Annotated in this window: 14 protein-coding genes; 3 read left to right on the top strand and 11 right to left on the bottom strand. The window is 66.2% G+C overall.

Annotated elements, in window-relative coordinates:
- Window positions 1-44: 44 nt before the first annotated feature.
- The 9 genes from G6N25_RS09740 to G6N25_RS09780 form a co-directional block, all read right to left on the bottom strand.
- On the bottom strand, window positions 45-1,133 hold the full coding sequence (locus G6N25_RS09740) for an ABC transporter substrate-binding protein (RefSeq protein WP_232065745.1): 1,089 nt from the start codon (window positions 1,131-1,133) through the stop codon (window positions 45-47).
- Between the two features lie 17 nt (window positions 1,134-1,150).
- Entirely contained in the window at window positions 1,151-1,966 is an 816-nt protein-coding gene (locus G6N25_RS09745; protein ID WP_232065746.1) for an ABC transporter ATP-binding protein, read from the bottom strand.
- Entirely contained in the window at window positions 1,963-2,787 is an 825-nt protein-coding gene (locus G6N25_RS09750; RefSeq protein WP_083073053.1) for an ABC transporter permease, read from the bottom strand. Before G6N25_RS09750 ends, G6N25_RS09745 begins: the two co-directional genes overlap by 4 nt.
- Window positions 2,784-3,611: an ABC transporter ATP-binding protein gene (locus G6N25_RS09755; protein ID WP_083073054.1), complete on the bottom strand. Its 828-nt coding sequence runs from the start codon at window positions 3,609-3,611 to the stop codon at window positions 2,784-2,786. Before G6N25_RS09755 ends, G6N25_RS09750 begins: the two co-directional genes overlap by 4 nt.
- Window positions 3,608-4,477 carry an ABC transporter permease gene (locus tag G6N25_RS09760; RefSeq protein WP_083073055.1) on the bottom strand — a complete coding sequence of 290 codons (870 nt, stop codon included), beginning with the start codon at window positions 4,475-4,477 and terminating at the stop codon, window positions 3,608-3,610. Before G6N25_RS09760 ends, G6N25_RS09755 begins: the two co-directional genes overlap by 4 nt.
- A 170-nt stretch (window positions 4,478-4,647) precedes the next feature.
- The gene (locus tag G6N25_RS09765; protein ID WP_232065748.1) at window positions 4,648-7,548 is read right to left on the bottom strand and encodes an aminotransferase class I/II-fold pyridoxal phosphate-dependent enzyme; all 2,901 of its coding nucleotides are present in this window, start codon (window positions 7,546-7,548) and stop codon (window positions 4,648-4,650) included.
- Window positions 7,549-7,865: 317 nt separating this feature from the next.
- Window positions 7,866-8,750, bottom strand: a complete 885-nt coding sequence (locus G6N25_RS09770) for a cyclopropane mycolic acid synthase family methyltransferase (RefSeq protein ID WP_083073056.1) — start codon at window positions 8,748-8,750, stop codon at window positions 7,866-7,868.
- A 117-nt stretch (window positions 8,751-8,867) separates the two neighbouring features.
- On the bottom strand, window positions 8,868-9,938 hold the full coding sequence (locus G6N25_RS09775) for a GGDEF domain-containing protein (protein ID WP_083073057.1): 1,071 nt from the start codon (window positions 9,936-9,938) through the stop codon (window positions 8,868-8,870).
- An 85-nt stretch (window positions 9,939-10,023) separates the two neighbouring features.
- Window positions 10,024-10,938, bottom strand: a complete 915-nt coding sequence (locus G6N25_RS09780; RefSeq protein ID WP_232065749.1) for a GGDEF domain-containing protein — start codon at window positions 10,936-10,938, stop codon at window positions 10,024-10,026.
- 378 nt (window positions 10,939-11,316) lie between these two features.
- On the opposite strand from G6N25_RS09780, the gene G6N25_RS09785 reads away from it, so the two are divergent.
- The 3 genes from G6N25_RS09785 to G6N25_RS23785 all read left to right on the top strand — a co-directional run bounded on the left by G6N25_RS09785 (window position 11,317) and on the right by G6N25_RS23785 (window position 14,091).
- Window positions 11,317-12,174, top strand: coding sequence for an LLM class F420-dependent oxidoreductase (locus G6N25_RS09785; RefSeq protein WP_083073106.1), 858 nt, complete (start codon window positions 11,317-11,319; stop codon window positions 12,172-12,174).
- A gap of 104 nt (window positions 12,175-12,278) precedes the next feature.
- Window positions 12,279-13,181 carry a DMT family transporter gene (locus tag G6N25_RS09790; RefSeq protein WP_083073058.1) on the top strand — a complete coding sequence of 301 codons (903 nt, stop codon included), beginning with the start codon at window positions 12,279-12,281 and terminating at the stop codon, window positions 13,179-13,181.
- 70 nt (window positions 13,182-13,251) lie between these two features.
- Window positions 13,252-14,091: an SCO6745 family protein gene (locus tag G6N25_RS23785; RefSeq protein ID WP_163672317.1), complete on the top strand. Its 840-nt coding sequence runs from the start codon at window positions 13,252-13,254 to the stop codon at window positions 14,089-14,091.
- An 89-nt stretch (window positions 14,092-14,180) separates the two neighbouring features.
- On the opposite strand, the gene G6N25_RS23790 is transcribed toward G6N25_RS23785, so the two are convergent.
- Both G6N25_RS23790 and G6N25_RS09805 read right to left on the bottom strand, forming a co-directional pair.
- Complete coding sequence (locus G6N25_RS23790; RefSeq protein WP_232065750.1) at window positions 14,181-14,777, bottom strand: type II toxin-antitoxin system HipA family toxin; 597 nt, start codon at window positions 14,775-14,777, stop codon at window positions 14,181-14,183.
- A complete protein-coding gene (locus G6N25_RS09805; RefSeq protein ID WP_232065751.1) occupies window positions 14,767-14,997 on the bottom strand; it encodes a helix-turn-helix domain-containing protein in 231 nt (76 codons plus the stop codon). The genes G6N25_RS23790 and G6N25_RS09805 overlap by 11 nt, the downstream gene beginning before the upstream one ends.
- Window positions 14,998-15,105 lie beyond the last annotated feature (108 nt).

Consider the following 15,105-nt stretch of genomic DNA (forward strand, 5'->3'; position numbering starts at 1 on the left):
GGCCCGTCACGAGGTTTGGATTGATCATGATTGAAACCCCTGTCCTATTGCGCCCTAACGAATCCCGCGCCGACCGTCGGGTTGGCCCCCGCGTCGCGCAGCACCGCGATCGCCGTGTCCGGTTGGACCGCCCCGTCGGGCAGCGTGGCGGCGGGTATCGCCTTGATGCGGTACAGGAAGTCGGCGGCCGTCTTGATCAGATCGGCGCTTTCACCGGTGGGGACGAACGGGAGACGCAGGCGGATTCCGTCGGCATTGCCGCCCTGGTCGACGGGCCACTTGCGGTAGAGCGAGTCCCGGAGGTCGGCCGCCGAGTAGCCCTCGGTTTGACTCTGCGCCAGGCGGACGATCTCGTCGGCGTTTGCCGGGTCGGCGAGGAACCGCTGTGCGTCCAGTTCCGCCCTCAGCCAGCTCTTGGCAATGTCCGGGTGTTTGTCGGTGAACTCCTTGTCCATCACCAGAAATCCACCGTCGTGCTGGTCGGCCAGCGTGCCGCTGGCAACGCGCTTGGCCAGTCCGGCATTGACCAACTTGGACGGCACGGGTTCCCACACGATGGCGGCATCGATGGTGTGGTTCTGGAAGCTGGACGTGATCACGTCGATGCTCTGGTTGAGGTAGGCGGCGGGCTTCACACCCAGGGCCTCGAACGTGGCCTGCGCGATGCGGTCCGTGCAACTTCCCTGCGGCGTGGCGACGGTCTTGCCGCCGAACCAGGCGAGCGCGTCGCGCTGGCTGGCGAAGTTCGGCGCGTCCGGTCGGGTGAGAAACACCCCGCACTGGTCCTGTGAGAGCGCGAGTGTCGCGACGATGCGCAGGTCTCTCGTGCTTCGTTTACTCACGCCGACAATCGCCGGCATGTCGCCCGCGTAGCCGATCTGTTGTTTTCCGGCCAGCATCTGGCTCACGATGATCGAGCCCTGCAGGCCGACCTGAAAGTCGACCGTCGAGCCTTTCGGCAGGTACTTCTTCCAGAACTCCTTGCCGCGCATGACAACTCCGGACCATGCTTCGGTGTAGTAGGGCTGGTACCCGACGGTGAGGTGGACGGCGCCGCCGTCCGACACGATGTCGTTGCCGCCGATGTGCCCGACGGCGGCGCAGCCCGCGGCGGTCACTACCGTCGTCAGCACACCAATGAGTGTCTTTTTCAGTCGCATCGGCATCTTTCTGTCGTCAAAGGTGTTGGGGCTCCGGGTGGACGCAGTAAGTCCATGGCGCGGTGTTTGATGTGCTGCAGCTCGTCGTCATGGAGGAGGTCGGCGCGCCGCCGCGGACGGGCCGGCTTGATGGGGAACTCGTCGCGCACCCGCGCGGGTCGTTCGGTCATCACCAGCAGCCGGTCGGCGAGCAGCAGCGCCTCGTCGACGTCCGTGGTGATGAACAACACCGTTCGCCGTTGTTCGGCAAGGAGTTCGGCGGTGTACTCCTGCATCAGTTCGCGGGTCATCGCGTCCAGACCGCGAAACGGCTCGTCGAGCACCAGGACCGCGGGTTCGTTGATCAAGGCGCGGGCCAATTCGGCGCGTCGGCGCATGCCCCCGGACAGCTCCCCGGGATACCGGTCGCCGAAGTCGGCGAGTCCCACGCGGGTCAGGATGGCGTCCGCGCGCAGTCGCGCGTGCGGGCCGCGTTCGCCGCGTGCGCGCGGCCCGAACATGACGTTCTCGCGCGTCGTCAACCACGGCATGAGCGCGTTCTCTTGGAACAACAGCAGCCGCTCGGCGGAAGGCCCGTCCACCTCGTTGCCGTCGACCGTGATCCGGCCGCTCGTGACCCGGTGGTAGCCGGCGAGCAGGTAACCGATGGTGGTCTTGCCGCCGCCCGAGGGTCCGATCATCGCCACGATCTCACCGGGCGCGAGGCGAAACGAGCAGTCGTCGACCACTTTTACGTCCTCACGACCTCTGTGGACGTGAAAGGACACGTGATCGAAGCGCACCGTGCCGGCGGGGCCGTCCGTCACGACGCCACGCTTCGCCACGGCATCAGCCGATTCCCCAGCGCCCGCACCAGTCCGCTCGACAGGTAACCGGCGATGCCGAGGCTGATCATCGCCACGACGACTCGCGGTAACTCGTTGCCCTGGTAGGCGTTCCACACCAGGAAGCCCAGGCCACCGTCGCCCGACTGCTGCCCGCCGCCGGAGATCAGTTCGGCGGCCACGACGACCTCCCAGGTGATGCCCATGCCGACGGCCGCCCCGGTCACCAGCGACGGCAGCAGCGCGGGGAACAGGACTCGCCGGAAGACGTAGCGCCGGTTTGCGCCCATCGAGCGCGCGGCGAGGATGTGGCGGCGGTCGATTTCTTCGGCACCGCCAACGGTGTTCAGCACGATCGGAAACAGCGCGCCGAGGAAGGTCACGAACGTGATGGACAGCTCCTGGGTCGGCCAGAAGATGATGGCGATCGGCACCCAGGCAAGCGGGGGAATCGGCCGCAACGATTCGAATACCGGAAACACGACGCTTTTGAGCCGCGGCCGGGTCGCCATCAGCAGCCCCAAAGCGCCGCCAACCGCCAGCGCCGCTCCGAACCCGGCCAGGACCCGCTGGAACGACAGCGACCAACTGTTCCAATAGCCCGGGCTGCCAGCGAGTTTCAGGAAGTCGACGACGACCGCCGACGGGGGCGGCAGCTGACCGACCAACGGCACGGTCACGCCGGTCCAACCGTGCAGACGGGTGGCGATTTCCCACGCCACGGCGAAGGCGACGACGCCGATCGCGCCGCGCCTCAGGGCCGTGGTCTCGACGTTGCCGGCGCGACTGAGCAGCGTTGTCATCGCGCCATCTCCCGCTCGCCCGCTTCGAACGCGCGCCTGGCCTCGTCGCGGACCGCGTCGGAGACTTCGCCGACGAGTTCGCGGAAGTGCGGCGCGGTGATGATGCCGGGATCCCTGGGGCGGTCGAGGGTGACGTCGATCGTGGTCTTGACGCGACCGGGGCGGGTCGTCATGGCGGTGACGCGGCCGCCCAAATACACGGCTTCCTCGATGTCGTGGGTGATGAAAAGCACCGTGACCGCGGACCTGTCGTAGATCTGCAGCAGGGCATCGTGCATCGCGGCCCGCGAGATCGCGTCCATGCCCCGGAACGGCTCGTCGAGCAGCAGCACGGCGGGCTCCATGACGAGTGCGCGCAGGATCTCGACGCGCCGCAGTACGCCGCTGGACAGCTCCGCCGGGTAGCTGTCGGCGATGTCGCCGAGCCCGACGGCGCGCAGGCGCTCCCGCGCGATGCCCGCCGCGGCGCCGCGGCCGGCGCGGCGCTGCGCGACCAGGCCGTAGCCGACGTTGTCGGCCACGGTGAACCAGGGGAACAGGGTGCTGTCCTGAAACACGACGACGCGGTCCGGGCCGATCCCGGCCGTGGGCTGCCCTGGGCCGCACAGCAGTTGCCCGTCGAGCTCGATCCGACCGGATGTGATGTCGGTGAACCCGGCGATCGCCCCGAGCAGGGTGCTTTTCCCGCACCCGGACGGTCCCACGATGACATGGAGCTCGGCGGCCGCGATGTCGAGGCTGAAATCTTCCACCGCCGGCACCGGAGCGCCCGCCGTCCGGTATGCCTTGCCCACGGCGTCGAGGACCAGGTTGCCCCCGCTCACGCCCCGATGCTCCGTGCCCGGTACGCCATCAACCGGCTGCCCACGAGGCGAATCGCGGCGCTGCTGGCGAAACCGACCACGCCGAGCGTGATCATCGCGATGACGATCGTCGGGTAGCGGGTCGTCGTGTACGAGGCATTGATCAGGTAGCCGAGGCCGAACTGGCCCGCGATCATCTCCCCCGCGACGAGCGAGAACCAGGCGACTCCCATGCCGATCTGCAGGCCGGTGAAGATGTAGGGCAGCGCCCCGGGAACGACAACCGTGCGCAGCACCGTGCCGGGCCCGGCGCCCAGGCACCGCGCCGCCCGGATCAGGTTCTGATCGATCGAGTGAACTCCGAGCAACGTGTTCAACGTGACCGCATAGAACGCGGCCAGGTAGGTGAGGAAGATGACCGAACCCTCCCTGGTGTGAAACATCAGCATCGCCAGGGGAACCCACGCCAGGATGGGGATGGGTCGGATCAACTCGAAGACCGGAAACGCGTACTGGCGAAATCGCGATGACCACCCCAGCAGCAGGCCGAGCGGGATCCCCGTAACGAGGGCCGCCGTGAAGGCGATGGCGACGCGCCGAACGCTCGCCCAGATGTGCTCGTAGTAGGACGCGGTGAAAATGGACGTGCCGTAGGCCGGATTCGGGTTAACCCATTCCCGAATCACCTCGGTCGGGCCGGGAATGCCGCGAAACCGTGGCAGCGCCAGCGCGTCGACGGTCAAATACCAGCAGCCGACGAACAGCGCAAAGCCGAGCAGGGCCAGCGGAAGCGCCGGCGACAGAATCCGACGACGCATCGGCTTTGGCCTGGCTACCGCGCTGCGCTGAGTGGTCAGGGGGATCGCGTCGGTAGACAGGACGCTCACGAGCTGCCTTCCCTGGGAATAGAGAAGCCCCGTGGCTGAAGTTTGAGGCGTGGCCTCGAATCCGTCGCGGGGCGTTCTGGCGCAGACCCCGCCATCATTTCCGCACCGATGGCGCGCCGCAACGGTATAGATCGCGTTGACCAAAACCCGCCGGCCGCGGGCGCGCCGAGTCAGCCGGTGTGCACCGCGTCGCCGGGGTGCTGTTCGGCGCCGGCCTCGAGGGCGTCGCCCTCGCCGTTGGCCCCTTCGCGCTTGGCCTGCTTCTTCCTCGACGTTTTCTGTGGCGTTGGCGCCGCCGCGCGCTCCGTGGGGCGGTTTCCGTTGGGTGCCAACCCGACGGTCTCGCCGACCATCTCGATGGCCTTCTCGGTGTACACGCGGTAGCCGAATTCCGGTAAGTAGCCGTGGATCTCGGGTGTATCGAGGTCGCGCATGAATTGCAGTATCCCGCGGCTGAACACCTGGCCGGGCACCAGGACCGGAAATCCTGGAGGGTAGGGCGTCACGAACGTCGCCGACACGACGTCGACCCCCGCCTCCAGCCGTTCGTCAATCTGCTCACCGGTGAGGTATTCGCAATTGGTGTCGTCGTAGGAGAGGTAGAACCCTCGGCGGACATCCCCTTCCGGCGTCGGCTCGCTTCCGCTGTGATCCAGGAATGCGGGGTGAAAGCCGCTGAAATCGGGGAGGGGCAGCGACATTTCGGTAAGCCGATAGACGGCCCGCGCGAAGTGTTCGCGCTCGCCGACGCTCATCTCGGAAATGTTTTGGTCGAGCTCACCGGCGATGTTGACCAGGACTTCCACCAGGAAGGCGACGGAGCTGCGGGTGGTGCCGATGTTGGTCATGAACAGCACGCTGTTGCGTGACGTCTTGTTGATCTGGATTCCGTAGCGGTCCATCAGCTGCTGGCGTTTGAACGTGTCCCCGTCATAACCCGTCTGCCCGATGAACAGGGTGATCCTCGACGGATCGAGCACGAACTCGTCCTGATCCCAGGCCGCCATCATGTTGCGCAGCCCCGAGCGGAGGGGCTGGGCGATGGCCGAGGGCCGGAAGCGCTCGGGGATCAAATCGGACGTGCGAAGGCATCTCATGTACTTGCTGAGCAGCGGATGGTTGTCGATCGCGTCGCGCAGTTGCATCGCGTTCTCGATCTGGCGCTGCACCAGCTCGACGCCTTCCAGCGCCACCTGCCGGCGGCCGAGGTCCAGGGACGCGAGGATCTGGTAGTTCGGCGAGGTCGAGGTGTGCGCCATGTACGCCTCGTGGAACGGCTCCGCCACTTTCTGGTCGAAGTCCTGGTCGAAGACGTGGATCATCGATCCCTGCCGCAGCGCGGTCAGCGTCTTGTGCGTCGACTGGGTGGCATACACCCGCACCCGGGCCCTGGCCGGGTCGGGCATCAGGCGACGGTCCAAAAGGTCGTCGTCGCTTAGCGATTCGGCGGCACCGGCGGCGAAGTGCTCCTCGTAGCGGCGCCGGTAGTCGGGGTTTTGCAGCCGCTCCCGCAACGCCCGCGCCGAGGCCATCGCGGTGCGAGTCCGATAGACGGGGTGGAACCGCGCGAACGCGAACCAGGCCTCGTCCCATAAGAACACCAGGTCGGGCTTGATGGCGAGGCACTCCTCCATGACCCGCTCGACATCGTAGACGATGCCGTCGAAGGTGCAGTTGGTCAGCGACATCATCTTGACGCGGTCGAGCTTGCCGGCGCGCTTGAGTGCCAACAGCTTTGACTTGATCTCGCGCAGCGGCACCGCGCCGTACATCGAGTAGTCGTTGAGCGGATAGGCTTCCAGGTAAACGACATTCGCACCCGCCAGCATCATCCCGTAGTGGTGCGACTGATGGCAGTTGCGGTCGAGCAGCACGATGTCGCCCGGCGCCACCAACGCCTGGGTGACGATCTTGTTCGCCGTCGACGTCCCGTTGGTGACGAAGTACGTGTGGCGCGACCCGTAGGCCTGCGAGGCCAGCTGTTGCGCTTCGCGCAGCGGCCCGGTCGGCTCGAGCAGTGAGTCAAGACCGCCGCACGTCGCCGACGTCTCGGCCATGAACACGTCCAGGCCGTAGAAGCCCACCATGTCCTTGATCCAGTGCGAGTTGACGATCGACTTGCCCTGCGAAATCGGCAGGGCGTGAAAGACACCCGTGGGCCGGTGGCTGTACTGCTTGAGCGCGCTGAAGAACGGGGTGCGGTAGCGCGCCGCCACCCCCTGCAGGATCGACAGGTGAAGTTCGAGCATGCCTTCCCGAGCGTGAAACACCCTGCGGAAGTACTGGCCGAGGCGCCCGGCGATGTCTTCCACCTCGATTTCGGTCATGAGGTAGAGGTCGAGCTCGGGCCGCAGCGTCGCCAGGGAAGTCGCCAGGATCTGGGCGCGTTCTTCGGGCGACTGGTGATCGCCCAACTCGTCCGACACCGCCGTGTCGACGAACTCCGCCAGGGTCGACAGGTCCCGGGTCGATTGGTGCGAAAAGCGCCGCCGGATCACCACCGCCTGCAGGTTGACGTTCAGTCGTGCGGCGATGAGGGCCTCGTCTCCGCTGGACACCACGACGAGTTCGTAGACGAATTCGTCGTCGGAGCGGCGCCATTTCCGCACCTCGTTGCGCAGCGCCCGCTCTTGGGCTTCGGTCATCTTTTCGACGACGAGGACTTCGAAATAGGGGCGGTCGGCCGGCGTCGCCGTCTGATGCTCGAGCTGGCGCGGATCGGACGGGAACATGTCCAGCTCGTCGGCGCCGGCGTTGTCCACGTCCCCCGAGCGATACGACTCGGTGGTCAGCGCGCGGTTGATCCGCCCCACCGCCTGCGCGAACTTTTCATAGCTGCCGGCGGCGAAAAGCCGTTGAACGAGCGCGAATTGGGGAGAGCCGGGATAGGCCCAGTAGGGCTCGACCGTGCTGAGGCGGGCCAGCAGCTCCCGGCACGTGCTCAGGCATTGTTCTTTCAGCGCCCCCGCGGTGGTGGGGCGCGTCAGCCGATCGGCGGCTTCCTCCAAGCGGCACCACGAGTCGTTGCGGACCTGCCACAGACTGTTGTAGGCGCGCAAGTGTTCTGTCATGGCCGGGCCCTTCCCGAGTCGCGGGCGGCTCCGTGTCCCGGAGCGTCGCTCAAGGCTTGCAGACCCAATCCGCCCGGCGGTTACCGGAAGACAAACACTGCGCATCCGTCGGGTGACGGCCCGAGTAGACGGCGGTAACGGGGCTTTACGCCCTGCGCCGCCCGCGCCCGCGCCGGCCCCGGCGCCATCCTCGAAAGTGCAACTGGCGAAACGTTTCTCGGGAAATGCGTTGCCAGTTGCACTTTCGCGGCGCGCTTCACGCTTGACTGGTGCTGCCGGCATGGACGTGCTGCCGCCGCGAGGCAAATGCGCTTCCGTTAGCCCTTGGCGAGGGTGAACTGCGCGACGTCGGTGTAGCCCTCGCGGAAAAGGTCGGCGCAACCGGTGAGGTACTTCATGTACCGGTCGTAGACCTCTTGCGACTGAACCGCGACGGCCTCGTCCCGGCGCGACTCGAGGGCGGCCGCCCACGTGTCGAGGGTACGGGCGTAGTGCAGGCGCAGCGGCTGGACCCGCTTGACGGTGAAGCCCGCACGCTCGGCATGCTCCTCGACGACCTTGGCGTTGGGGAGATCGCCGCCCGGAAAGATTTCGTCCATGATGAACTTCATGAACCGCAGCTTGGTCATGGTGATGGGCAGGCCTCGCTCGGCGAACTCCTCTTCGCTCGGCTTGATGATGGTGTGCAGCAGCATTGCGCCGTCGACGGGAAGCGCCTCGTAGGCCATCTTGAAGAAGTCGGTGTAGCGGTCGCGCCCAAAGTGCTCAAAGGCGCCGATCGACACGATGCGATCCACCTTTTCGCCGAACTGCTCCCAGCCTTGCAGTAGCACGCGTTTGGCTCGCGCGCTGGGATGGCCGTCCAGCCGCTGCTGTGCGTGGGCCTGCTGATTGCGGCTCAGCGTCAGGCCGACCACGTTGACGTCGTAGCGCTCGAGCGCGCGGGTGATCGTGGCGCCCCAGCCGCACCCGATGTCGAGCAGCGTCATCCCCGGTTGCAGCCCGAGCTTGCCCAGCGAGAGTTCGATCTTGGCGATCTGGGCCTCCTCGAGCGTCATGTCGTCGCGCTCGAAGTAGGCACAGCTATAGGTCCGTGTCGGATCGAGGAAGATCCGGAAGAAGTCGTCGGACAGGTCGTAGTGCGCCTGCACGTCCTCGAAATGCGGCTCCAGTCCGACCGTTTCGCTACGTTTCTCGGTCAAGGCACTACCTCTGACGTTGATTTTTCCGGCTCACGGCGTGCGATCGATGCCGATCGACGTACCGGTTACCAGTGTATCCGGCCGATCACCAGCGCCGAACTGGTTGCTCTCCGGCGCCTACATCCTCGCGCTGTGGCAAGCCTGGTTTCCGCCGCTTCGTTTGGCGGCATACATCGCACTGTCGGCGATCATGATGAGTTCGTCAACCAGGCGGGCGACGTCGGGCCGGGTTAGTGGGTCCAGCCTGGCGCTTGCGGTGCCGATGCTGGCCGTGACTCTCGGGGAGAGCCCCGCGAAGGCCGTGCACAACCGCGCGGCCAACGCTCTCACGTCTGGGGTCGAGGACGTCAACGCGACCAAGAACTCCTCGCCGCCGGCGCGGCAGATCACCGCGTCGGCGGGAGCATTCTCGCGCAGCAGCTCAGCCACCTCCCGCAGGGCGCGGTCACCGGTTGAATGACCGTGGGTGTCGTTGATGTGCTTGAAGTTGTCGAGGTCGACCATCAGCACCGCCAGATGGGTGTGCCCCGGCGACGGATTCGCCAAGCGGCTACCGACCCCGTCGGTGAATGCCCGCCGGTTCAGCAGGCCGGTGAGGACGTCCTCTTCGGAGCGCTGAGCATACATTCTCATGGCTCGTGATACACCCCAAATTCCAAGGGGTACAGACAAATTGAGAAACGCGTTTATCCATAATGCCGACACCGCCGTGGCCATGTTGACTTCATGAACCAGCCGCAACGCCGCCGCGGTGGCGACCACCACCGCCACTGTGGCGTTGAAAAGGAGGAGCCGCGGGCTGTGGAAAACCGCGATGTAGCCGCCGGTGACGGCCATGGCGGTACACGCCAGGGCGGCAAGTGCCGCAGTTGGCTGGACCAGACTCCACCCGCCGACACACAGCACGCCGATGACCACACCGGCCCGCGATTGTCGACGGGTGGGCCAGTGCGTCAACCACAACACGGTGACGGCGATGGTGAACGTGGCGGCAACTCCACCGAGGATCACTTCGACGGGATTGGGCCGGTATTGGCTCGGCAATATGGTTAGTGGGACCAATGCCGACGAGCCGGCGAGGACGGCCAAAAATATCCGCGCCGGACGCAGCATTCCGTGTTGGCGCAGGAACGCGGTGATCCGGTCGTACTCGTCGGGTTGGCTCCACCAAGCCTTCAGGCGTGACATTAGTCAGCGAATGCTACTCCCGCTGTGAGCGTTGCGTTTCGACCCGGCAATCCCGGCCTAAGATCTTGGCCGCGTGCGACGCCAGCTACCTTGCCCCCGGAGGCACCAGCGCGGGATGGTGGCAAACCCGATTGCCCCCAGCGCGTTTGGCCTCGTACATGGCGGCGTCGGAAGTGCTGATCAGGTCCTCGATGAGTTGCATATCGGGCGGGGAGGCGTCGAACGCGACCCCGGAGGTTCCGATGCTTGCGGTGATCTCGAAGGGAATCTCAGCTATCGCCGCGCGAAGTCGTTCGGCCATCGCCACGGGGTTGGGTGTGGCGTCGGTGTCGACGATCACGAACTCCTCTCCCCCGATGCGACTGATCACGGCCGTGGGACGGCAGTTCTCCTGAAGGGCCGTGGCGACGGCGACCAGGACCCGGTCGCCGACGGCGTGCCCCAGGGTGTCGTTGACTCGCTTGAAGTTGTCCAGGTCGATCACCGCGATCACCAAGCACTTTGCCGCGAAGCGATCGCGATGCGTCATTAGCTCATACACCGCGGTGTAGAAGGAGCGCCGGTTGTGCAGGCCGGTGAGCGAATCCCGGTCGGAACTTCGAAGGTCGGTTCGCAGCGCATGCACCAACGATTGGATCCCGAACGGCACGCCGATGTTCAGTGCCATCACGGTGATGAGGCCGGCGCTGGCCAGGGCGATGTCACCCGTGGCCTCGACGAATTGATGCGCAAGGATAACCGCGCAGACGGTGGCCGCGGCGAAGTTGACAAGCACGTAATAGCCGGTGTGGAAGTACGCGATGAAACCGCCGAGGATCGCAAAGGTCGTGCATCCCATTAGCCCCGTGTAGGGGTTCGACAATCCCATGCAGATTATGGCGACGGCGGCGATTGCTCCCAGCAAAAATAGGATCGACTGCCGTCGGGTGGGCCAGCGCAGCAGCCAGAGGGTTGCGCCCGCGAATCCCAACACCGATATGACGACGGACGCGCCCCTCAACGTTGCCTGGGTAGGTCCGGTCGGGCTCCAGAGCATCAGGAGCGGCAAAGCCGCCTGTGATGCGGTGAAGGCGAAGGTTGCCCCCCGCCACGCGGTCTGGAGGCCACGGCCCTTCAGGTAGGCGCTGACCCAGTCGTACTGATCGGATTGCCTCACCACCGACGTGCCGATCCGGCGCCGATGTCGCGCCCGCAATGAAGCGACGCCGCCATCGGGTAAACCGCCACGAGGTCACACGATGGTTCTGTCACGTGATGAATTAAAGACGAACTTCAATAAAGTGCAACCCCGCCCAGAATGGCCATCCGTCGGCCGCTCGGCGTCCTGCGGGTTTCGTTGTGCGGGAAGCAATTGCGGCACCTCGTGGTTTCACCGAAAATGCGCATTGGAGTTGTGTTCCCCCAAACCGAAATCGGCGGAGACCCCGCAGCCGTACGCGCCTACGGGCAGCGCGTCGAAGAACTGGGATTCGCCCACATCCTCGCTTACGACCACGTCGTGGGCGCCGACCCGGAGGTGCACCAGGGCTGGCAGGGTCCGTACAACATCGACTCGACTTTCCATGAGCCGTTCGTGGTGTTCGGCTACCTGGCCGCGCTCACTTCGCTCGAACTCGTCACCGGCGTCATCATCCTCCCGCAACGGCAGTCGGTGTTGGTGGCCAAGCAGGCCGCCGAGGTCGATCTGCTCACCGGCGGGCGGTTCCGGCTCGGTATCGGGCTCGGCTGGAACGCCGTCGAGTACGAGGCGCTCGGCGAGGAGTTCACCAACCGCGGCAGGCGCTCGGAGGAGCAGGTCGAGGTGATGCGCAAGCTGTGGACCGAACGCTCGGTCACCTTCGACGGGAAGTATCACGCGGTGACCGGGGCGGGCCTGGCGCCGCTGCCGACCCAGCGACCGATCCCGGTGTGGTTCGGCGCGGCGTCCGATCGCGCCTACGAACGCGCCGGGCGGCTCGGCGACGGCTGGTTTCCGATGATGGAACCCGGACCCGGCCTCGACTATGCGCGCGCGCAGGTGACGCGCGCCGCGGTGGCCGCGGGGCGGAACCCCGACAGCCTCGGCATGGAAGGCCGGGTCAACTGGACCGGCGACCCCGACAAGGTCGCCGCCGATATCGCCGCCTGGGAAGCCGCCGGGGCCACACACCTATCGGTGAACACCATGAACGCCAGCCTCGCGACTGTCGACGACCACCTGACCGCGTTGGAGCGCGTCGCCGCCAGCCTGAGGTAGGCGTGGCACCACCTGGGTGATGCGCGTGGGCGGCGCGGCTGTAAAAAGGGGGAGCCAGGAGGCATGCATCCAACGCCCTTCCGACACCGACGGAGAAACCGCTCATGGACAAGGTGGATATCGCCGCGCTGCTCGCGCTGGGCGCTGCGCTGTGCGTCGCCATCGGCGACGTGCTTCAGCAACGTGCGACACACCGGATCACCGACACGTCGGTCGGCCTCATCGAATTGTTCGCGAGGCTGCTCCGCAATCCACGGTGGCGGTGGGGTGCCCTGATGATCGTGGCGAGCATCGTCTTTCAGGCGGCCGCCCTGAACCAGGGTTCGGTGCTGCTGGTGCAGGCGTTGCTTGTGCTGTCGCTGCTGTTCGCGCTGCCGATCGGTGCGAGGTTGTCCCGCCGCAGGGTGACCGGCCGGGAATGGGTCTGGGCCGTCTTGCTGACCGCGGCGGTGACCGTGATCGTCACGGTCGGCAACCCGCAGCCCGGCCAGTCGCGCGCATCGCTGCATACCTGGGCCGCGGTGGCGGCGGTGCTCGTGCCGCTGCTGCTCGGCTGCGTCGTGGCCGCCCGGATCTGGGGCGGCGCCCTGGCCGCGGTGTTGTTCGCGTTCGTGTCGGGTTCGCTGTGGGGGGTCTTCGCGGTCCTCACCAAAGGGGTCGTCTCCGCGCTCGGCGACGGCGTGGGGGCGGCCGCGCGGACACCCGAGTTGTATGCGTGGCTGGCGGTCGCGCTCGCGGGTTTCGCGTGGGAACAGTCGGCTTTCCGGGCCGGTGCCCTGACCGCGTCCATGCCGACCCTGCAGGTCGCCCAGCCGGTGGTGGCGGCGGCGCTGGGTGTGGTCGTCCTCGGTGAGACGCTGAATACCGGCCGCGCCGGGATGATCGCCCTGGCGGCGGCCGCGCTGCTGATGGCGGCGGCCACCGTCGAACTCGCGCGCGGCGACGCCGTCGATACACACAACAAGGTCGAGGCGCAACTCCCTGACGTCGTCGGCGAACCGGCGTAGTTACCTTGCGGCGCAACGTCGTTGGGTTGTCCTTCCTGCGTCACGGTGTGCCGGCGGTAAGGTCATGAGGATGAAGCGCACGACAGACAGCGCCTCGATTCACTCGCTGACGCGCCAACTGCGCGCCCTGGTCGAGCCGATCCTCGGCGTGGTTTTCCAGGCGCCGGAAGCCCGCGCCGGAGCGCTGGGGTTAGACCCGTTGGCGTGGTACATGGCGGGCCGGGCCGCGGCGCTTGGACCGGTGCGACCGGCCGCTGCCGCCGCCGTGTTTGCAACCTTCAATCCTGCCCTAGTGGAGCGAGCCTTGACGGGCGTGTGGGACCGGGTGGCGATCGACGCGGTGCTCGACGCGCGCCTGGCCAGCGCGTGCCGGCTCCTGGAACGCGTTGTGGGCCATGACGAATCGCGGCTGGCGCGCGCAAACGAGCTGTTGCGACCGATTTCGACCGCCGGACAGGTGTTCGGCGCCCCGCTGTACGCCGGCCTTAAATCGCTGGAGTGGCCGCAATCAGAGGTGGGGATCCTCTGGCGCTGCTGCGATCTGATCCGCGAACACCGCGGCGATGTGCACAATGCGGCGTGGCGGGCGGCCGGCCTGGACCCGGTGGAAATCAACGTGCTGTCCGAAGCGTGGCGGGGCGTCGAGTACGGCACGGTTTCGGTGAAACAAATGGGTTGGTCACACGGTGCGATGGGGCGCGCGCTCGAACGGCTCGAGTCGGCCGAGCTGATCAAGGACGGGGTCATCACCACGGCCGGCCGCGCTCTGCGCGAGGACATCGAACTCACGACATCGCTGCAGCAGACCGAGTTGGCGGAGTCGTCAGGGGGCTGCGCGGGCGAACTCTTCGAGCTGATTACCCCGTGGGCCGAGCAGTGCAGCAAGTCGGCGGTCACATATTGGGAGTAGCCGACATGACGGTTTCCCTCCTCGAAGCGCTCCAAACGCGACTCCGCGGCTTGGATGTCGGCCCCACGAGCCACCTGTAATGCCCAATCCTACTTCTGGACAAGGTGTTTCACTGCACCGCCGAGTGGCTCGGGCTTGATGATGTGCGTCGAGGCCGCACCGGCTTCCGGCCAGCCCCAGCCGCCGTCGGGCAGCGCCACCAAGAGCACTTTGTCCTGAATGCCGGCCAGCGACGCCTGGACCGTGGCGCCGCCGGGCAGGTGGTGGATCGGCAAGTCCGCGACGAGGCTGTCGACTTCCTGCTTAGTCAACCGACGAGCATGACCGGCATCCGGCAGCACACCCTCGGTGAGAAACTGAACAGCGCCGGCACATTCCGCACCCACCTGTTCCAATAACCTCATCGTGTCGGTGACCGACACACCGGCCTCGGTAGCGACGTGGCGGCGCAGGTTGCCCTCTGGCAGAAGACCTTTCACGAACGCCGATACCTGCCCCGACCCACTGCGCCGATCCAGGACAGGCCGACGTGAGACCGGCAACGCCAGAGACAGGGCCCTACTTCCGTCGCCGAAGACATCGAGCGCCTCCTCAGTGAATTCCAAGCGCAGACGAAACCGGCTTGGCTCACTTAGCCTGGCGAGGTGAACACCGTGCAACCAAACATTGAGCGCCTTACGCGCCATCGAGCACCGCCACACGGGAAAACTTCGGCACCAGCGCGAGCGCGATGCCGCACTCCGACAGCGCACGCAGCGCGGTGTCGACGCTGACGGATTCGCCCCGCTCGAGGCGGGAGATGGTCATACGGGTGACGCCGATGCGATCAGCGAGCTCATCCTGGTGGAAGCCCTTGTCCTGGCGTGCGCGCCGAACGTATTCGCCGAGTTCGGCGGTGTCGTACACCAGCGGAACAAAGTGATGCATATTTCGATCATACGATAATTGCGTTGGGATGCTCGATATTTTTAGCATCGCCGCCGAGTGCTCCGGCGATCGAAATATGAAGCTTCT

Origin of the sequence: Mycobacterium heidelbergense (assembly GCF_010730745.1) — a bacterium.
Taxonomy (GTDB): domain Bacteria; phylum Actinomycetota; class Actinomycetes; order Mycobacteriales; family Mycobacteriaceae; genus Mycobacterium; species Mycobacterium heidelbergense.